General features: G+C 54.5%; 18 protein-coding genes, 1 pseudogene and 1 other annotated feature (1 of these 20 running past the window's edge). Of the genes and pseudogenes, 6 read left to right on the top strand and 13 right to left on the bottom strand.

The window, feature by feature from the left end:
• Positions 1–105: 105 nt before the first annotated feature.
• The gene (locus tag NHG65_RS14480; protein WP_071593055.1) at positions 106–282 is read left to right on the top strand and encodes a YciY family protein; all 177 of its coding nucleotides are present in this window, start codon (positions 106–108) and stop codon (positions 280–282) included.
• 47 nt (positions 283–329) lie between these two features.
• Here NHG65_RS14480 and NHG65_RS14475 read toward each other — a convergent pair whose 3' ends face one another.
• Both NHG65_RS14475 and NHG65_RS14470 read right to left on the bottom strand, forming a co-directional pair.
• Positions 330–821 (bottom strand): Dps family protein, encoded by a 492-nt coding sequence (locus NHG65_RS14475; protein ID WP_085117075.1) that lies wholly within the window; start codon positions 819–821, stop codon positions 330–332.
• 193 nt (positions 822–1014) lie between these two features.
• The gene (locus tag NHG65_RS14470; protein WP_099062842.1) at positions 1015–2490 is read right to left on the bottom strand and encodes an MFS transporter; all 1476 of its coding nucleotides are present in this window, start codon (positions 2488–2490) and stop codon (positions 1015–1017) included.
• Positions 2491–2614: 124 nt separating this feature from the next.
• On the opposite strand from NHG65_RS14470, the gene NHG65_RS14465 reads away from it, so the two are divergent.
• The gene (locus NHG65_RS14465) at positions 2615–3160 is read left to right on the top strand and encodes a TetR/AcrR family transcriptional regulator (RefSeq protein WP_261417482.1); all 546 of its coding nucleotides are present in this window, start codon (positions 2615–2617) and stop codon (positions 3158–3160) included.
• Positions 3161–3321: 161 nt separating this feature from the next.
• Here NHG65_RS14465 and NHG65_RS14460 read toward each other — a convergent pair whose 3' ends face one another.
• Positions 3322–5211 (bottom strand): putative phage tail protein, encoded by a 1890-nt coding sequence (locus NHG65_RS14460; RefSeq protein ID WP_499182329.1) that lies wholly within the window; start codon positions 5209–5211, stop codon positions 3322–3324.
• Between the two features lie 186 nt (positions 5212–5397).
• Positions 5398–5694: a YciI family protein gene (locus NHG65_RS14455; protein ID WP_099062845.1), complete on the bottom strand. Its 297-nt coding sequence runs from the start codon at positions 5692–5694 to the stop codon at positions 5398–5400.
• A gap of 181 nt (positions 5695–5875) precedes the next feature.
• Between NHG65_RS14455 and NHG65_RS14450 the strand changes: the two genes are divergently transcribed.
• Positions 5876–6529, top strand: a complete 654-nt coding sequence (locus NHG65_RS14450) for an epoxyqueuosine reductase QueH (protein ID WP_099062846.1) — start codon at positions 5876–5878, stop codon at positions 6527–6529.
• A 238-nt stretch (positions 6530–6767) separates the two neighbouring features.
• Entirely contained in the window at positions 6768–7514 is a 747-nt protein-coding gene (gene tonB / locus NHG65_RS14445; RefSeq protein WP_176979403.1) for a TonB system transport protein TonB, read from the top strand.
• 69 nt (positions 7515–7583) lie between these two features.
• Here tonB and yciA read toward each other — a convergent pair whose 3' ends face one another.
• Together yciA and NHG65_RS14435 are read right to left on the bottom strand one after the other, a co-directional pair.
• Entirely contained in the window at positions 7584–8012 is a 429-nt protein-coding gene (yciA, locus tag NHG65_RS14440) for an acyl-CoA thioester hydrolase YciA (RefSeq protein ID WP_012145405.1), read from the bottom strand.
• A 75-nt stretch (positions 8013–8087) separates the two neighbouring features.
• A complete protein-coding gene (locus tag NHG65_RS14435; protein ID WP_085117069.1) occupies positions 8088–8627 on the bottom strand; it encodes a septation protein A in 540 nt (179 codons plus the stop codon).
• A 234-nt stretch (positions 8628–8861) separates the two neighbouring features.
• Here NHG65_RS14435 and NHG65_RS14430 point away from each other — a divergent pair, with 234 nt between their 5' ends.
• The gene (locus tag NHG65_RS14430) at positions 8862–10565 is read left to right on the top strand and encodes a SulP family inorganic anion transporter (protein WP_499182328.1); all 1704 of its coding nucleotides are present in this window, start codon (positions 8862–8864) and stop codon (positions 10563–10565) included.
• Positions 10566–10611: 46 nt separating this feature from the next.
• On the opposite strand, the gene NHG65_RS14425 is transcribed toward NHG65_RS14430, so the two are convergent.
• Positions 10612–11364, bottom strand: a complete 753-nt coding sequence (locus tag NHG65_RS14425; RefSeq protein WP_099062850.1) for a YciC family protein — start codon at positions 11362–11364, stop codon at positions 10612–10614.
• A 434-nt stretch (positions 11365–11798) separates the two neighbouring features.
• Between NHG65_RS14425 and ompW the strand changes: the two genes are divergently transcribed.
• A complete protein-coding gene (ompW, locus tag NHG65_RS14420; protein WP_099062851.1) occupies positions 11799–12443 on the top strand; it encodes an outer membrane protein OmpW in 645 nt (214 codons plus the stop codon).
• Positions 12444–12490: 47 nt separating this feature from the next.
• Here the strand turns inward: ompW and NHG65_RS14415 are convergent, their stop codons facing one another.
• The 6 genes and pseudogenes from NHG65_RS14415 to NHG65_RS14390 all read right to left on the bottom strand — a co-directional run bounded on the left by NHG65_RS14415 (position 12491) and on the right by NHG65_RS14390 (position 19575).
• On the bottom strand, positions 12491–12805 hold the full coding sequence (locus NHG65_RS14415; RefSeq protein WP_012145400.1) for a BON domain-containing protein: 315 nt from the start codon (positions 12803–12805) through the stop codon (positions 12491–12493).
• Positions 12806–13025: 220 nt separating this feature from the next.
• Positions 13026–13832, bottom strand: coding sequence for a tryptophan synthase subunit alpha (gene trpA / locus NHG65_RS14410; protein ID WP_129934501.1), 807 nt, complete (start codon positions 13830–13832; stop codon positions 13026–13028).
• Complete coding sequence (trpB, locus tag NHG65_RS14405) at positions 13832–15022, bottom strand: tryptophan synthase subunit beta (RefSeq protein ID WP_099062853.1); 1191 nt, start codon at positions 15020–15022, stop codon at positions 13832–13834. The genes trpA and trpB overlap by 1 nt, the downstream gene beginning before the upstream one ends.
• Before the next feature lie 31 nt (positions 15023–15053).
• Positions 15054–16415: a bifunctional indole-3-glycerol-phosphate synthase TrpC/phosphoribosylanthranilate isomerase TrpF gene (gene trpCF / locus NHG65_RS14400; RefSeq protein ID WP_198404420.1), complete on the bottom strand. Its 1362-nt coding sequence runs from the start codon at positions 16413–16415 to the stop codon at positions 15054–15056.
• A gap of 3 nt (positions 16416–16418) precedes the next feature.
• Positions 16419–18013, bottom strand: a pseudogene (trpD, locus tag NHG65_RS14395) (bifunctional anthranilate synthase glutamate amidotransferase component TrpG/anthranilate phosphoribosyltransferase TrpD).
• Positions 18013–19575 carry an anthranilate synthase component 1 gene (locus NHG65_RS14390; protein ID WP_413477079.1) on the bottom strand — a complete coding sequence of 521 codons (1563 nt, stop codon included), beginning with the start codon at positions 19573–19575 and terminating at the stop codon, positions 18013–18015. The pseudogene trpD and the gene NHG65_RS14390 overlap by 1 nt, the downstream one beginning before the upstream one ends.
• 25 nt (positions 19576–19600) lie before the next feature.
• Positions 19601–19632: a sequence feature (Trp leader region), on the bottom strand (it continues 72 nt past the right edge of the window).

Below are 19632 nucleotides of genomic sequence, written 5' to 3'. Positions count from 1 at the left end.
TCGCGTCGCCCAGTCGGATTAAAATACGGCGAACTGAGGCTTGGATCGCTCAGCGAAAGGGCTATAATGCCCGCCGTAGGTTTTTGACGGATGAGTGACAAAACGATGAGACGCAGTAGAAACGAGGTGGGCCGCTGGCGGATGCTAAGACAGAGTCAGCGCCGCAGGCATCGCTGGTTGGAACGCCAGTCTTGCAGCAATCGGCATATTATTCGGGTGCGACGTCGCCTGGATGACCAACACCGACGTTCATTGCTGTTTGTGGTGGCCTACGAGTGGTAAAGCAAAAACAGTCCCTGAGGGGACTGTTTTGTTAACTGCGGCTGGGTTTATTTCCCCAGATAGGCGTTAAGCATCCAAACCTGCTTTTCCTGCTCTTTGATGTAGTCGCTCATCAGTGAGGCCGTCCCTTCATCACCCGCATCGGCGGCCAGTGTCAACAGGTCGCGCTGCTGTTGCAGCAGCACCGAATAACCGTGCAGCAACCCACCCAGCGTGCCTTTATCGTCGGTGACGTTGGTGTCTTCCTTGATGTCGGAAGTTTTCAGATAATCGCTGAAGGCATGACGCGGCTGCGAACCCAGGGTCAGAATACGTTCCGCCAACTCATCAACCTTGGTCAGCAGATCGTTATAGGTTTCTTCAAATTTGACGTGCAGCTCAAAGAAGTGCGGGCCGGAAATGTTCCAGTGGTAACCGCGCACGTTCATATACAGCACCTGATAATTCGCCAGCAGCGCATTCAACGCTTCCGATAGTTTTGCCGATTGTTTACTGTCCAGGCCGATATGGTTTTTAGCTGCTTTCTTCGTCGTTGCCATAATAATCTTCTCCTGATTATTTGATTCGATGATTTACACAATATCCATAACAAACACAGTAACCGGATTTATCGCAGGGTTAAAGACGATCAAAAGCATCAATGCAATCGTTGAAACCAATAACGATAAATCCGACAAGCAAATTGCCAATTCAGTTTAAGCAGAATGCGTTAACAACAAAAGCGGCTTCTTATCATTCCTTGCGCAAGGCCATTTTTGCCACACCGGCACCCAGCACCATCAGTAATGCCGCCGTGATCAGCACCACGATAAATGCGCGGTCGAAAGCCAGGCGGGCCAGTTGCTTCAGCTGTTGGGCCTGATCGGCGGCCAGAGTTGAGGCCAACCGCAAGGCCTCATCGATACTGTCGTAAGCGACTTCACTCACCGGCAGACTGCCAGGCAGCGCCAGACTGTGGCTATAGATAGCGGTCATCAACCCACCCAGCAAGGTGATGCCCAGAACGCCACCCAGTTCATAGGACACATCTTCGATCGACGCCGCCATACCGGATTTTTCTTCCGGAGCATTGAGCATGATGGCGGTCGACGCGGCGGTAATTACTCCCCCAAGACCAAAACCGGCGATAAACAGGCAAACCAACTGCAGCACCAGGCTACTCTGATAAAGCAGCGCCAGGCCGCCAATACCCAAGCCGGTCAGGAGCAACCCACCAAATATCATGCTGCGCTCGCCGTAGCGTGGCAGCATTAATCCGGCCAGCGGACCGGCTAATGCCGATGCCACGGGGATCGGCAGAATGAACAGTGCCGCTTGTAACGGGCTAAGTTCAAGCACCAACTGCAGACGTTGAGTCAGCACCAGCTCCACACCGACCAGGGCTATCATCGATATCAGAGCCACGCCGACGCCGCCGGCAAACAGCCGATTCTGGAACAGCGAGAAGTCGATCATTGGATAACGCGCCTGACGCTGGCGGCGGACAAACAGCCAGAGCGAGAAAATACCGATGGCAGCAGACACCGTCAACGCAGTGAAGGAGGGCGTCGCCTTGCTCAGTTCCTTCAGCGCATAGATGCAGCCCACCAGCCCGGCCATGATCTGCACCGAACCGATGATATCGTAAGGGCGTTTATTTTCTCCGCCGCAGTGCGGTATCAACCGCCATGCCAGCGGTAACACCACCATAACGACTGGCACGTTGATCAAGAACACCGACCCCCACCAGAAATATTCCAGCAGGACCCCGCCAACCACCGGGCCAATAGCGGCACCACCAGAGGCGACTGCAGCCCAAATACCAATCGCCAGGGCGCGTTCGCGTTCGTCGGTAAAAACGTGGCGGACAATGGACAGCGTGGCCGGCATCATCATTGCTGCACCGACAGCGAGGAATACGCGAGCGGCGATCAACCATTCGGCTGAAGGAGAAAAGGCCGCACACAGGGAGGCGACGGCAAACACGGGCAGCCCGGCAATAAACAGCCTTTTATGACCAATGCGATCGCTCAACATGCCTGCACCGGGCAGCAAACCGGCAACCACTAACGGGTAGGCATTCACGATCCATAATTTTTGTGACGCACTGGCATCCAGCGCTAACGTCAGGCGTGGCAATGCGGTGTACAGCACGGTCATGTCGATGATGATCAAAAATAGCGCGCTGGAAATCATTGCCAGGATCAACCAGCGGTTGTTTACGTGCATAATATTATTCCAAAAAAAGCGAGCGACGCGGATGCGTTGCCATAAAGTCACTACCCGAACCTGTCGGGTGGTATACTGGCGTTAATATATATCCATACGTATGTATTGAAAAGAGAGTTTCTCAATGGGACGTCAACGCAGCATCGATCGTGACAAGGTTCTGGATACGGCTGAAGATATTGTCGCCACGCAGGGTGCCGCCGGGCTGACCATTGATTCCGTTGCCAAGGCGATGGGGATTTCCAAGGGCGGGGTGCAATACTGCTTTGGCAGCAAAGACGCGTTAATTGATGCGATGTTCGATCGTTGGGGTAAGGCCTATGACCGGGTGTTTGATGCCATTGCCGGGGACAATCCCTCCGCCACCACTACCGTACAAGCACATATGCAGGCGACCCGAAGTTCGGATCAGGCATCCAGCGCCAAGGCGGCGGGGCTGATGGCGACCCTGATCCAAACGCCAGAGCATTTGGACAGTACGCGCGAGTGGTACCGCAGCCGGATCGCCGGTCTGGACTTAACCAGCGAAGAGGGCAAACGCGCTCGATTGGCTTTTCTGGCCACAGAAGGGGCATTTATGCTGCGTTTCTTTGGCCTGATGGAGATTGACCAGCCAGAGTGGGACGCCATGTTTACAGATATGCAGGCGTTGATTTTGGCGAAAAAATAGCTCACCTATCACAGCGATAGATGGCGGACCGACAGGTGAAGAGAGTAAGTTTATCGAACAAGATATTCCCTCGAAGAACCCTTTAGCCAGCCACTCCGTGCTGGCTTTTTTTTGTATGAAAAAGCCGCGGTCATCTGCGGCTGCTGTTAACATTGTGCTCTTTAGACCTGACGCATATAAACGTCCGTAATTCGCAGGTCGAAGTTGCTTTTCATTTTAGTGGTATCCACCAGTAAGAAAGCATGCGTTGCCCAATCTGGAGCCCGTTCAAATGATGGTGGCTGGGTGACATAGCCCTGCATTTGTCCAGGAATGACCACGGTTTTCAATTCGGATTCTAATCCGCTGAAATTAAAGGTGTATGAGTGGCCGGTTTGTTGCATTAGTATTTTGGGCTCAACATCCTGCTGAGCACCAAATTCGCTCAGTTTTGCCCAAACAATTTTAACCTGGCAGCTTTGACCATCGCCTGCGAATGTATTGGCTCGGAGGTGATGAATGACACCGCCGTAGCCTTTCAGTTTTATGGTCCCTAACACGGCCTGAAATACACCGTCTCCGGCGCTTACATTACGCCCCAGGGAGACAAAGTTGGCCTGTCGGATCATGCTGAAATTGGTACTGGCTGCAGTACCCCAGCCGTAACGTGATTTGCGCACGGTATTAACGCCTCCTGGCGGTAATACCCAAACTTCCTCGGTCCATTTCTCATTTCCGGCACCGCTGGTATAGGTTGAGCCATCGAGCCAGTTGTCCTGCACCGTTGCATCGGTACGTACTTGCGACAACAAATAAGGCCAGGCGATCGGCAGTTGCGTATCATGCAATGATACTGAACCGTTACCATCAATCCAGCCGCTGACGTTTGCATCGCCACCTTGCTGCATCTGACCAATATTGACTTTTTCAAACACGACTCGTGCCAGGTTGCCAAAGTAGAAAGGGTTACAGGTAGTCGGATAGGTCGATGGGCTGCCACCAGCTTTAAAGGTGAATATGCCGCCAATAAAGTTAACTTTACAGCGTTTATCATCTGGGATGTTGACGATGTAATTTTGGGGGCCGTAACCCTCAAAGTGGCAATCGCGGAAAGTGTGTTGACCGCCTTCGATATGAATATATTTCCCCAGCCTGTCTGCCGACGTTTGCGGCCCATTTTTCCCGTAGATATAGTCGAAGGAACAATTGAAGAAGTAGCTGTATCCTCCCTGCAGGTTCACGCCGCAGTTACTTTGGGCAAAGACACAGCTGTGGAAATTCATCTCTTCACCGGAGTCTGAGGTATTGTTTGGGAAGAAATAGCAGGTGTCGCAATGGTTGAAAGTGAAACCGTACATGCGCAGGAAATAGAAATTAGTGGTACCTGTTATGCCGCAGGAGAACCCCTCGATGCCACCGCCGGTGAACGTCAGCGAGTTACGTGGGTAGCTGCCTGAAAGCGATGTAGAGAATGCCATTCCATCAATAAACGAGTCAGCGCCAGGGCCGATCATTCGCAGATTTTTAGCACTAAGATTACCTTGGGCATAACCGGCATTATTTTTCCAGTCGATGGCAGCCTTGTGAAGTTCTGCAGTGCCAGGTGTCATTACTGTGAAATCCAGTAAGGCACCGGAAAAATCATAATCGACGGTTTTGGTATCAAAGGTTAGTTTTGTAATACATTTGAAACGACCATTTCCAAAAATCAGATTGCCGTTTTTCAATACACGTGCACCGCTGGTGGTTGCCTGCGAACTGGCGTAATCATGAGCTTTTTGGATTGCATCGGTATCATCAGCAATACCATCGCCTTTAGCACCGTACATATAGGGTGAAACTGTACCCGCTACTTCTAATACGCGCAGCCACACCCACGACGTATTAGGGCGAATAAACATGCCGCCGTCGTCTGCCGACGTCGATTGCGCTTTTGCGACAAAAACACCACCTCCAGTGGGTTGAAGATTACTGGTGCTCCAGTCGGCATTATAGGCGGTTACGGTGATCAGCTCACCGGCAGCGGTAGGAATAGTCGTTCTTAATGTTGCGATATCAGGGCAGGTGTTCATTATTTAGATCCTCATAGTTTTCAATGGCTGTATGTATGCACAGTTATTTTAGTCTATGAGTACGTCGGCTAATTCACCACAGCATGTGGTTGTGCCATTGAACGCTAAACATGGCGACAGTCGCATGATGGGCAACTTATATCGGCAAACACCCCGCGGCAGTAGAACCAGCGGGGTACCATTAGACTACAACACTTGCTTGAAGGGTTTGACCGTCACCTCGGCATAAACACCGGCGGCGACGTAAGGATCCTGTTCGGCCCAGGCTTGGGCGTCGGCCAGTGAGGCGAATTCCGCAATCACCGTAGAACCGCTGAAACCGGCACTGCCCGGATCGTTGCTGTCGATGGCTGGATTGGGGCCGGCAACTATCAGGCGACCTGCGTCACGCAGTGCCTGCAGGCGAGCCAGGTGTGCGGGGCGTACTGACAGGCGGTTTTCCAAAGAGTTGGGCACGTCTTGCGCGTAGATCAGATAAAGCATGTTTCACCTTTAAAATCATTGCTATAGAAGGGTAAATTTAAAGTAGCGCAAAAGGAGATACAAGGGAATGCCCGCCCGCTGGAATTTAACTGTGGCTGGCGCTTATGCCTTGAAGCGACTAGCTTTTATTCGTATAGTGCGGCCGCGCGGTTTAATGAGACAAGGATTGAGAGGTGAGGAAATGACGGAACTGGTTAGAGATAAACTCGACTTGCCTGAGGGCAAAAGCAAACTGCTGTTGCACTCTTGCTGTGCGCCCTGTTCCGGCGAGGTGATGGAAGCCATTCAAGCCTCCGGCATCGAATACGCCATTTTCTTCTATAACCCGAATATCCATCCGCAAAAGGAATACCTGCTGCGCAAGGACGAGAATATCCGCTTTGCCGAGCAGCACGGGGTACCGATCATCGACGCCGATTATGATACCGATAACTGGTTCGCTCGTGCCAAAGGCATGGAGCATGAACCTGAGCGCGGTATCCGTTGCACCATGTGTTTCGACATGCGTTTTGAACGCACCGCACTCTACGCGCATGAAAACGGCTACGACACTATCTCCAGCTCGCTGGGTATCTCTCGCTGGAAGAATATGCAGCAAATCACCGACTGTGGGGTGCGCGCGGCGGAAAAGTACCCCGATCTGGAGTATTGGGATTACAACTGGCGTAAAAAGGGCGGTTCGTCGCGGATGATCGACATCAGCAAACGTGAGCGTTTTTATCAGCAAGAGTACTGCGGCTGCGTTTATTCGCTACGTGACAGCAACCTGCATCGTAAAGCGCAGGGCCGACCGCTGATCAAACTGGGCGTACTGTATTACGGCGATGAAGAATAACGCTGCATGGGCCAAAGATAACCCGCTACGGCGGGTTTTTTCGTTTTTGACCCGGGTGAATCAGGTTAATGAAGCGTGTAAAAGCCTCAGTTAAAAGGCAAATGAAAGGTTAATATCCTCATGAGTTTACAGGTTTTAGCAATGAATAATGACGATTAGAGCGATAGTTTGCCATTCGTTATTGAATATGATTGCTATTTGCATTTAAACTTGGCGAACCAGAGGAAACAGAATCATTATGCCGCTAAAAAAGATGTTCCTTAATCGCCGTTTGTCCGTGCCAATTGTCCTGTCCGTTGGCTTACATAGCGCCCTGGTGGCGAGTCTGCTCTATGCTTCTGTCAAGGAGGTGATGGAGTTGCCGAAACCTGAGGATGCGCCGATCAGCGTCATGATGGTCAATACCGCCGCGATGGCAGAGCCGCCACCGCCTGCACCGGCCGAGCCTGAGCCAGAGCCACAGGTGGAGCCTGAACCCGAGCCGGAGCCGGAACCGCTCCCAGAGCCTCCGCCGAAGGCGATACTGAAGCCTGAGCCGGTAAAACCCAAGCCGAAGCCAAAACCGAAGCCGAAGGTCGAGAAAACGGTTAAGCGTGAGCCGCAGAAAACCGAGCCGCGTGAGCCGTCGCCGTTTGAAAATAACCAGCCGGCCAAGCCTGTCGATAGGGCTCCGGTGAAGCAGGCGCCATCCGCGCCGGTTGCGGGCAATTCGCGTGATGTGACGCCGAGAGCGATCAGCCGTGCTGACCCGATTTATCCGCCGCGCGCCAGAGCCTTGCAAATTGAAGGCAATGTGCGGGTGCAGTTTGATGTAGATAGTGATGGCCGTTTGAGTAACGTGCGTATCCTGTATGCGGAGCCACGCAATATGTTTGAGCGTGAAGTGAAACAGGCGATGCGTAAGTGGCGTTATGAAGCCAAGGAAGCGAAGAATATCACCATGAGTATCCGCTTTAAAATTAACGGCACCACGGAAATGAACTGACACTGAGAGTGATTTTGATAAAGAAAAGGGTCGCCCTGTGGCGACCCTTTTTACTGCCTGCATTCCGGCTTATTCTTCGAAACCCACACGGAAGTTCATCTTACCGTCGGGCAGGGCGCGTGAATTACCTTCGTCGTCTACGGCAACATAGGTAAACACCGCTTCGGTCGCACGGTAGCGCTGGCCGATAGGGGCAGAAGACACTTTCTTGACCCACACTTCGATATTGATGGTGATCGAGCTGCGTCCGGTGCGGATGCAGTGTGCGTAGCAACATACCACGTCACCTACCGCGACCGGTTTCAGGAAGGTCATGCCATCCACTCGCACGGTCACGACACGGCCTTCGGCAATTTCTTTCGCCTGAATAGCGCCACCGATGTCCATCTGCGACATCAGCCACCCGCCAAAAATATCGCCGTTGGCATTGGTATCTGCCGGCATCGCCAGCGTTCGCAGCACCATTTCGCCACTGGGTAAAGGTCGTTGTTGAGTCATAGCTGTCTGCTTATCAAGGAAGGGATTTCACTATACTGCCCGTAGCAAACGCCACGGGCATTAACAATTTTGTAACTATTTTTTCTGTTCTTCCGGCATGTGCCGATAGATATAAACGCCGCTGAGCAGGGTATATACCAACGTCAGCGCGGTCAGGCCGAACACTTTGAAGTTAACCCAAACGCTCTGAGGCAGCCAGAAAGCGACGTAGATATTCGCCAGGCCACAGACCAGGAAGAAGACGGCCCAGGCCAGGTTGAGAGTGTTCCAGACTTTATCCGGCAGCGTCAGCTCTTTGCCCAGCATGCGTTGTACCAGCGGCTTTTTGAGCACCAGTTGGCTGATCAGCAGTGCCAGCGCAAACAGGCAGTAGATGATCGTCACTTTCCATTTGATAAACAAATCGTTATGGAACACCAGCGTCAGGGTGCCAAACACCAGTACCATCAGGAAGGTGATCAGCGTCATCTTCTCGATTTTGCGGTATTTAAACCAGGTGAACACCAGCGCCAGGGCGGTAGCAACAATTAGCGCACCAGAGGCGACGTAGATATCGTAGAGCTTATAAAATGCAAAAAAGACAATTAACGGGAGGAAATCAAGAAACTGCTTCATAAATCAATCCATCATCTGTTCATCGGCCGACTATACCGGATTTGGCGGGCTCTGTGTACCGCTGGCAAGCGCTGATTATCGGCGTTTGGCCGCCGGATTTCCGCCATGAAAGCAGGAATTTGCATAAACTTACGATTGAGGTCGCGAGTTCGCGGCGGGCAGATTGCCAGTACGGCATTGGCATCGCATGATACACACAATAATAGCCGGATAATTTATAACGGAAAACAGTTTATGCAGTGGAAATCTCTCCAGGCGCTGACGCCTGGTTTGACGCATTTATTAGGGTATCAACGCAGTTGGCTGAAACCGGACATCCGCGCCGGGCTTTCCGTGGCCGCCGTGGCCTTGCCGGTAGCGATTGCCTACGCCGAACTGGCGGGAGTCAGCCCGATAGTAGGGTTATATTCCTGTATTTTACCGATGGTAGCCTACGCGTTTTTTGGCTCCTCACGCCAACTGATTGTGGGGCCGGATGCGGCGACCTGTGCGGTAATTGCCGCCGTTGTGACCCCATTGGCGGCAGGCAATATGGAACGCCACTGGCAGTTGACCATTATGATGACCGCGATGATGGGCGCCTGGTGCCTGTTGGCCAGCCGCTTCAAGCTGGGTGCGCTGGCGGACCTGCTCTCCAGGCCGATTCTCAGTGGGCTGCTGAACGGCGTGGCGATCACCATTATCGTCGATCAAATTGGCAAGGTATTCGGTTTTGGCGTGCATCCGGCGCAGTTGATCGAACGTATCTACGCGCTGCCGGGCAACCTGATGCACAGCGATTGGCTGACCATGTCGGTGTCGTTACTGACGCTGGTTACGCTGATTGGGTTTAAAAAATGGCGGCCCAACTGGCCGGCGCCGTTATTTGCCATCGTCCTGGTGACCTTTATGACCTGGGCTGGTGGACTGCAGCAGCATGGTGTGGTGACGGTGGGCGGCTTTAGCGATGTATTACCCATCGTGCAGTGGCCGGATTTTCAACCGGGTTTACTGCGTGACATGGTGATCCCGGCGCTCAACCTGGCGGTGGTGAGTTTTGTCAGCATGATGCTGACTGCCCGTAGTTTTGCGGCGAAGAACGGTTATGAGGTGAACGCTGACGCTGAATTCCGCGCGCTCGGGTTGGTGAATATCGTCTCGGCGCTGTCACAGGGGTTTGCCATCAGCGGGGCGGATTCACGTACCGCGGTCAATGATGCCAACGGCGGCAAGAGCCAACTGGTGTCGATCATTGCGGCTGCGGTGATTGCTTTCGTGTTGTTGTTCCTGATGGCGCCGTTGCAGTTTATTCCGGTCGCGGGGTTGGGCGTGGTGCTGATGTACGCCGCCTGGTCGTTGCTGGATATTCGCGGTATCTGGATCATGCGGCGTCGTAATGCTCAGGCTTTCCGACTGGCGATGTTTACCTTCCTCTGCGTGCTGCTGGTGGGGGTGATCAGCGGCATTGGCCTGGCGGTCTTACTGGGCCTGATGCAGTTCCTGCGCACGGTGTTCCGCCCGACAGAACAACTGCTGGGTGTTAATGACGAAGGCATGATCCACTCAATGGGCAACAATAACGGCATTAAAGCGGTGCCCGGCGTGATGATGTATCGTTTCAATTCGCCGCTGACCTATTTCAACGTGGCGTACTTCAAGCGGCGGATCCTCAACCTGGTCGACAGCACGCCGTTCCAGCCGCGGTGGGTAGTGGTGGATGCGGTTGCCAGCTTTACCCATGCCGATATCAGCGTATTGGCTGCCATCGACGAATTGAAACGGGATTTGTTACAGCGTAACGTGAAGCTGGTACTGGCAGGGCGTCGAACCGAGCTGACGCGCTGGTTCCGTATCAATCGGTTAGGGCGCGACCGGGAATTGATCCTGGTGCCGGATCTGTACCTGGCGCTGAAGCTGATTCAAAGTAAGGAACAGGCGGAACCGCCAGTGGCTCAGTAAGCAAAAGGGCACGCCGAAGCATGCCCTTTACATTTCTGCTGCAAAATTAGCTGCGCAGCAGCATATACAGACGGAACAGGTAAACCAGCAACAGGGCGGAAACCAGGTTGCTCAACGCAGTCAATACCACGCTGGCGACGTTCGGGGTCAGCACCGAAAGGTGACTCACCATAAACAGCACCAACAGCTTGGCTGCCAGCCACAGCATCATCGCCGGAACAATCACACGCGCATTGGCGAAAGCCAACTTGCAGCTCAGCTTAATCGAGGCAAACACGCCTTTCTTGTCGGTAGCGGTGATCACCGGTGCCAGCGAGAAAGCGATCGCCATGATCACGCCAGGTACCACAAACAGCGTCAGGCCCAGTTGAATCAACAGCGTGCAGATGAACAGCAGCAACAGCAAACGCGGTAACTCTGGCGCGGAAGCACCGATAGCGCGCAGTGCGCTGATGCGCTGCCCCTGGGAAACCAGGCGAATCAATGTCAGCATCCCGCCAACCAGCAACACGTTGCCCACTAATGCGGAAAAGGTGGCGGCGGCTGAAACCTTCAATAACACCATCTGTTGCTCAGGCGTCATTTGTTGAATGATTTCCTGGATCCCCATACCGGCGGATGCAGCAAAGTCACCTTCCGTTGCGCTCAGGATCTTCAACTGTTCGACATCAGGGCTGAAAGCCTGATTGAGCAGTACAGAAATGAACGCGGTCAACAGCGCCAGCATCAGGATACTGGTCAGTTGGTTACGGAAAAAATTAAAACTGTCACGGTACAACGTGTTGGCCGTGATAGGCATGCAGACTCCTTGGCATCGAGAAACAGAGATAAATCAAAATCAGTGGGCGATTGTACCCTGTTCCAGGCCGCTGTGGCACCCCGTGAAGTGCACTGCGACGATTTCTTCGGCGATCGCCGTTATTGCTATCTACTCGTTATCCTTCAAGCCGCAGCGTTTAACCTAATTCCCGCTAGATTTGTCACCCTCGTGCCGGTTGAAGAATGAAAATATTTGTCCCGTTTATGCTACGACCTCATAACTAAACATGTAGATAATTTGCAACAAAAGTGTTTTTTGATTCAGATCAATTCTTGATTTATTAGCCCCTTAGGTAACCTTGTTTTTAGTAGGATTTAAAATTTTTACACATAAGATGTGATCTCGATGGGATCATAAATACCCGTAAGTAGGTATATTCCCCCTGGATGATAACCACACAAATGGAATGGATAATGAAAAAGACAACTCTGGTGGTATTGGCGGCGATGATGGCCCCTATGTTGGCAAGTGCACATCAGGCAGGGGATTTTCTTTTCCGCGCTGGCGCAGCAACGGTGCGGCCAAATGCCGGATCGGATGACGTGCTGGGGCAAGGCTCATTCAGTGCCGACAATAATACCCAGCTTGGTCTGACCTTCGGCTATATGGTCACGGACAATATTGGCGTCGAACTGCTGGCCGCAACGCCGTTTCGCCATAAAGTGGGGCTGAATGGCAAGGCGGTGAACGGTGATATCGCCACGGTGCGCGATCTGCCGCCAAGCCTGATGGCGCAATACTACTTTGGCGATAAGCAGGACAAACTGCGTCCGTACCTGGGGCTGGGGGTTAACTACACCACCTTCTTCGATGAAAAATTCAACGACAACGGTAAAAGCGCCGGGCTGAGCAACCTGAGTTTGAAAGACTCCTGGGGCGTGGCCGCGCAGGCGGGCCTGGATTACAACCTGGATGAGCACTGGATGCTGAACATGTCAGTGTGGTGGATGAACATCGAAACCAAAACTCGCTTTGACGACGCGGATGGTAATCATCACAGCATCGATACGCGTTTGGATCCGTGGGTGTTTATGTTCGGGGCAGGGTATCGCTTCTGACAGGGGTGAAACAGGGAGGCGCATACAGCGCCTCCGTTTTATTTTTACTACTTGATATTCATTACGTTCTCAACGGATTTCACACCCGCTACGCCACGAGTCACCTGCACCGCACGGTTGGCATCGGCGCTTGAGCTGACGAAACCGCTCAGTTGCACACGACCTTTAAAGGTCTCGACGCTGATTTCGGTAGATTTGATGGTTTTATCCGCCAGCAGCGCTGACTTCACCTTGGTCGTCACTACCGTATCGTCAATATAACCGCCAGTCCCTTCAGATTTCGCTGTTGGCGCGCAGGCACTCACTGCGAATGCCACAACGGCTGCCATGCATAAGACCGAAAGGGTTTTAAATAGCTTCATAAATTACTCTCCATGCAATGTTATTGTTGAAACTACATTTGGGTTTTCATCTAAAAACGTAGCGCATTCCCCCCAAATAAAGAAATGCCCGACGCGCAAGATTCATTGTGAGACAAGAATGGGGTTTGTTCAAATCCAAGCGGTAAAAAATTAGCACAACCTTGAAGGGAAACAATATGTTAACAACGGGCACAGATCCTCTGCACCCGTTATTGGGGAATTACGCCCGGGTTGCGGCCTTCATTTCACTGACAAAGGTCGCCAGTCGGGTCAGCATTTCGGCCGGTTGCGCTTGGTTTTGCTCGATAATCTTGACGATCGCCGAGCCGGATATCGCCCCGGCAGCCCCGGCCTGCAGTGCATCACGCACCTGAGCCGGCTCGGAAATGCCAAACCCTTGCAGCGGTGGGGCTGCATGGTATTCACGCAGTTTGTTCACCAGGTGATGCAGTGGCAATTGCGCGCGACTTTCGGTCCCGGTTACGCCAGCGCGTGACAACAGGTAGGTGTATCCCCTGCCGTGTGAGGAGATTTCACGCAACAAATCATCGTCGGCATTTGGCGGGCAGATAAAGATCGGCGCGATGCCATGGCGGATAGCGGCGGCCCGGAAGGGCGCAGACTCTTCATACGGCACGTCGGCAATCAACACCGAATCAACGCCCACTTCGGCGCAACGTTGGTAAAACGCATCGATGCCTTTATGGAACACCAGGTTGGCGTACATCAGCAAGCCAATGGGGATGCCAGGGTGCTTCTGACGGATGGCGGCCAGCATTTCAAAACACTGGGTTGGCGTGACGCCAGAGGCGAATGCACGCAGCGCCGCACTTTGGATGGTTGGGCCGTCAGCCAGTGGATCGGAGAACGGGATACCCAATTCCAGCGCGTCGGCACCGGCTTCAACCAAAGTATCGATGATTTGCAATGACAATGTCGGGTTTGGATCGCCGAGGGTCACGAACGGGACGAAGGCGCCTTCCTTGTTGCTTGCCAGGCGGTCGAACAGTTGCTGGTAACGTTCCATCAGATTTCTCCCCGTGCTTTCAGAATGTCGTGAACGGTAAATATGTCTTTGTCGCCGCGGCCAGACAGGTTAACCACCAGGATCTGTTCCTTTTGCGGTGTTTCACGGATCATTTTCAGCGCGTGTGCCAGGGCATGGGAAGACTCCAGCGCCGGGATAATCCCTTCGCTACGCGACAGCGCTTTGAAGGCGTCCAACGCCTCGTCATCGGTAATCGACACATATTCTGCGCGACCAATGCTGTTCAGATAGGCGTGCTGCGGCCCAACGGAAGGGAAGTCGAGCCCGGCCGAAATGGAATAGGACTCTTCAATCTGGCCTTCGGAAGTCTGCATCATCGGCGCTTTCATGCCGAAATAGATGCCCACGTGGCCGTGCTTCAAGGGGGCGCCGTGCTGACCGGTTTCAATACCCAGACCGGCGGGTTCAACGCCGATCAGACCCACGCTGGCATCATCGATAAAGTCAGCGAACATGCCGATGGCGTTGGAGCCACCACCGACACAGGCCAGTACCGCATCCGGCAGGCGGCCTTCGCGTTCCAACATCTGCGCTTTGGTTTCCTCACCGATCATGCGCTGGAATTCACGTACGATGGTTGGATACGGATGTGGGCCTGCTGCGGTACCCAACATATAGTGGGCGGTTTCGTAGCTGCCGGACCAGTCGCGCAGTGCTTCGTTACAGGCGTCTTTCAGGGTAGAAGAACCGCTGTGCACCGGGATCACTTCCGCCCCCATCAGACGCATGCGGAAGACGTTCGGTGACTGGCGTTCAATATCTTTGGCACCCATATAGATGCGACACTTCAGGCCGAGCAAGGCACAGGCCAGGGCCGAGGCAACGCCATGCTGACCGGCACCGGTTTCGGCGATGATTTCGGTTTTGCCCATGCGTTTGGCCAACAGTGCCTGACCCAACACCTGGTTGGTTTTGTGTGCGCCGCCGTGCAGCAAGTCTTCACGTTTCAGGTACAGCTTGGTTTTGGTACCGGCAGTGAGGTTTCTGCACAGCGTCAGCGCCGTTGGGCGACCGGCGTAGTTTTTCAGCAGGTCGATAAATTCAGCCTGGAACTCCGGGTCGCGCTGTGCGCTGACAAAGGCTTCTTCCAGTTGTTTTAAGGCCGGCATCAGAATCTGTGGCACATATTGGCCACCAAATTCGCCGAAGTAGGGGTTAAGCAGCGTCATTATAGTTCCCGTTATTATCCGTTAATGATCTTCAGTAAGCGCGCAGGGTCTGGAACACCGCCGCCAGACGGGCAGGATCCTTAATGCCGGGCTGGCTCTCAACGCCGGAGTTAAAGTCCAGACCGGCGCAGCCGAGCTTGGCCGCGTCAACACAGTTGTCTGCACCCAGGCCACCGGCCAGCATCACGTTTTCCAGGTTTTCACCCTGGAGTACCGACCAGTCGAAACGTTGCCCGGTGCCGCCCGCGCCGTTATCCAGCAGGTAGCGGTCAACGTGCTGCAAATCGCGCTTTGGCAAATGGTCTTTCACGCTCAGCGCCTTCCAAATCTGACAGTCAATCGGCAGTTCGGCGCGCAGGGCGGTGATATAGGTTTGGTCTTCCGCACCGTGCAGTTGCACTGCTTTCAGGCCCAGACGTGCGACAGTCTGTACTACCGTTTCTACCTGTGCGTCACAGAACACGCCGACGTATTTCAGCGGAGCGCCGGAAATGACTTCACGGGCACGGGTGATATCGACATAGCGCGGGGAGCGCCCGACAAAAATCAGCCCACCGTAGACGGCACCGGCCTGATAGGCCGCGGCGGCGTCTTGCGGACGGGTCAGCCCACAAACTTTATTGTCGCCGAGCATCACCCGGCGCACGGCGGCGCGCAGGTCGGGTTCCGACATCAATGCACTGCCAATCAGAAAACCGTTGGCAAAGTGGCTCAGTTCGCGGATCTGGCCGTAGTTGTTGATGCCGGACTCGCTGATCACCGTCACACCGTGTGGCACGCGTGGCGCCAACTGACGAGTGCGATCCAGATCGATGCTCAGATCGCGCAGATCGCGGTTATTGATGCCCACCACGCGCGCTTCCAGAGCAATGGCCCGTTGCAGCTCTTCTTCACTGATCACTTCGGTCAGCACGCCCATGTTCAGGCTGTGCGCCACTGCGGCTAACTGACGGTATTGATCGTCATTAAGCACCGACAGCATCAGCAGGATGGCATCGGCCTGATAGAAACGAGCCAGGTAGATCTGGTACGGATCGATAATAAAATCTTTGCACAGTACCGGCTGTGTCACCGTCTTGCTGACCAGCGGCAGAAAATCGAAGCTGCCCTGGAAGTATTTTTCATCGGTCAGCACCGAGATCGCCGAGGCGAAATCCTTGTAGACCTCAGCGATTTCCACCGGATCAAAGTTTTCGCGGATCAACCCTTTGGAAGGGGATGCCTTTTTACATTCAAGAATAAACGCCGTTCTGGCTCCCTCTAACGCGTGGTAAAAACCGCGTTCACTCGGGACGATTTCATTCTGAAAACTGGCCAGTGGCTGTTGTTGCTGTCGTGCTGCGACCCATTGCGCTTTGTCACGAACAATCTTGTTGAGCACGGTTTCCTGCATCATTTATCCTCTTGCTGCCAGTGCGGTGACGCGCTCGTAAGCTTGCCCGCTGTGAATCATGTCCAGTGCCTGCTGCGCGTTTTGGCGCAGGTCTTCATGCCCGAATAACTTCAGCAGCAGCGCCACGTTAGCGGCTACCGCAGCGGCGTGTGCCGGGTCACCTTTACCTTGTAACAACCTTGCCAGAATGTCACGATTTTCTTCCGGTGAGCCGCCCAGCAGGGCTTCCAGCGGGTAGCTTTGCAGCCCGAAGGACTGTGGCGTCAACTGATAGCTTTCAATTTCACCGTTGTTCAATTCGGCCACATGAGTAGTCGCATGGATAGCCACTTCATCCATTCCGCCGCCGTGCACCACCGCTGCCCGTTGATAACCCAGCACGCGCAGGGTTTCGGCAATTGGCAGCACCAGTTCCGGGCTGTAAACGCCGATCAGCGCCAGCGGTGGACGTGCCGGGTTGATCAACGGACCGAGCACGTTGAACACCGTACGGGTTTTCAGTTGCTGGCGTACCGGCATCGCATGGCGGAAACCGGTGTGATATTGCGGGGCGAACAGGAAGCACACGCCCAGTTCGTCCAGTGCCTTACGCGCTTCTTCTGCCGGCAAATCCAGGCGAATGCCAAACGCCGCCAGCAGATCAGAGGAGCCGGACCGGCTGGAAACGCTGCGGTTGCCGTGTTTGGCCACTTTGGCGCCGCATGCCGCTGCCACAAAGGCACTGGCGGTGGAAATATTAATGCTGTTGGTGCCGTCGCCACCGGTGCCGACGATGTCGGCAAACGGGTAATCCGGGCGTGGGAACGGCAGGGCGTCGGCCAGCAGCGCTTTGGCCGCTCCGGCGATCTCCTCCGGGCGTTCGCCGCGAATTTTCATGCTGATCAGTGCCGCTGCCAATTGGCTTGGTTCCAGCTCACCGCGCACGATGGCGCTGAATAACTGCTGACTTTCCTGTTGGTTCATCGACTCTGAGCGGTACAGTTTTTCAAGAATAGTTTGCATCGTCGTATCCCTCGTTATTTCGCCAGCGCCCAGGCCAGTGTCTGCTCAAGCAAACGCGCGCCGTGGGTGGTCAGGATCGATTCCGGATGGAACTGGAAACCGCATACGCGATGCTGGTCATGACGTACTGCCATCACCATCTCGCCAAACTGGGCGTTGACGGTGAGCTCGGCCGGGATATTGCTGCCGACCAGTGAGTGATAGCGTGCCACCGGCAGTGGGTTCACCATCCCGGCAAACATCCCTTCGCCGTCGTGGCTGATGGCCGAGGCCTTGCCGTGCAAGATCTCACCGGCCTGACCAACGTGGCCGCCGTAGGCTTCGACAATCGCCTGATGACCCAGACAGATGCCGATAATCGGCAACTGGCCGCGCAGGCGTTGTAACAGTTCCGGCATGCAACCGGCTTCGGACGGGGTACCCGGACCCGGTGACAGCATCAGAACCGGCTGTTCCAACTGCTGCAGGCGTTCGATAATCACTTCGGCAGAAATCTGGTTACGGTAAATCACCACCTGATGACCGCTGGCACGCAACTGGTCGACCAGGTTATAGGTAAAGGAATCAACGTTATCGAGCAGTAAGATATCGGCCATCAGAACACCTCCTTGGCCTGGTGCGCGCTGGCAATGGCACGCAGCACGGCTCGTGCCTTATTACGGGTCTCATCGGCTTCCGCCTGAGGAACAGAATCCAGCACCACGCCGGCGCCGGCTTGCACGGTTGCAATGCCGTCTTCAACATACGCGGAGCGGATGACAATACAGGTATCCAAATCGCCGGTGGCAGTGAAATAACCGACTGCACCGCCGTAGCTGCCGCGACGCGTGCCTTCAGAGGCGGCAATTAACTGCATGGCGCGTACTTTTGGCGCACCGCTCAGGGTGCCCATGTTCATGCAAGCCTGGTAGGCGTGCAGCACGTCGAGGTCGGCGCGCAGGGTGCCAATCACCCGGGAAACCAGGTGCATCACGAATGAGTAGCGGTCCACTTTGGTCAGGTCGGCCACATAGCGGCTACCGGCCTGACAGATGCGCGCCAGATCGTTACGCGCCAGATCGACCAGCATCAGGTGTTCGGCCAGTTCTTTGTGATCGGTGCGCATTTCCAGCTCGATACGGCTGTCGAGATCCAGATCCAGCGAACCATCGGCGCGACGCCCGCGAGGACGGGTACCGGCAATCGGGTAGATCTCGATTTGGCGGTTGCCGGCATCGTATTTCAGCGCGCTTTCCGGCGAAGCCCCGAACAGGGTGAATTCATCATCCTGCATATAGAACATATACGGGCTTGGGTTGTTGTCCTTCAGCGTTTGATAAGCGGCCAGCGGGGCCGGGCACGGCAGTGAGAAACGGCGCGATGGTACCACCTGGAAGATTTCGCCCTGACGGATGGCCTGTTGCAATTCGCTGACGACCGTACCGTATTCTTCATCGGTCTGGTTGCAGCTCAGCTGCATGTCTTCCAGTTTCTGGTGGGGGATTGGCTGCGGCGTCTGTTTCAATTGAACCTGCAGCTGTTCCAGACGCTGTTGCAGACGTTGCTCTTCCGCCGTGTCGGCAGTGAAAACGCTGGCCTGCAGACGGGCCACGCCGCGCTGGTGATCCAGCACCAGCAGGGTTTCCGCCAGATAGAAACAGAAGTCCGGGCAGCGCTGATCCTGTCGCAGTTCCGGCAGGTCTTCAAAACCGGCGACCAGATCGTAGGCAAACAGGCCGCCAAGCATCACCGCTTCACGTTCGTCAGCCGGGGAGTCAACCAGCGTCAGCAGGGTGCGCAGTGCATCAAACACCGACAGCGAACGCAGGCGGGCATCTTCATCCTGAATGGCATCAATCACCGGGAAGGTCAGTTCACGCCCATCAGGACGTACCTGGATCTGGACTTCGGCCGGCAGGGCTTCGTCCAGCAACGGCAGCATCGCCGCGCCGTTGGCGGTCAGCGCCTGCAGCGTCACGGTGCGGCCCAGAGCGGTGATGCGCAGGGCACTGTCGATCACCAACAGGCTTTGCAGGTTTTGCTTGCTGTTGATTTCAGCCGACTCCAGCAGCAGGGTGGCCGGACGAGCGCCGCACAACTGGTGGAAAATGGTGGTCGGATCGCCCCGGTAACTGGCCTCCGCCTTCAGTAATTTGAGTTGTGGTTTGATGTTCATCATTGGTGGTTCCAGTTAAAATTTATCCATAAAAAAGCCCGCGTTACCAGCGGGCTTAGG

The sequence above is a fragment of the Serratia myotis genome, assembly GCF_027474885.1.
In the GTDB taxonomy this organism is placed as follows: domain Bacteria; phylum Pseudomonadota; class Gammaproteobacteria; order Enterobacterales; family Enterobacteriaceae; genus Serratia; species Serratia proteamaculans.
Note: the sequence above shows the minus strand (reverse complement) of the source record. Positions and strands in the feature narration are given on the sequence as shown.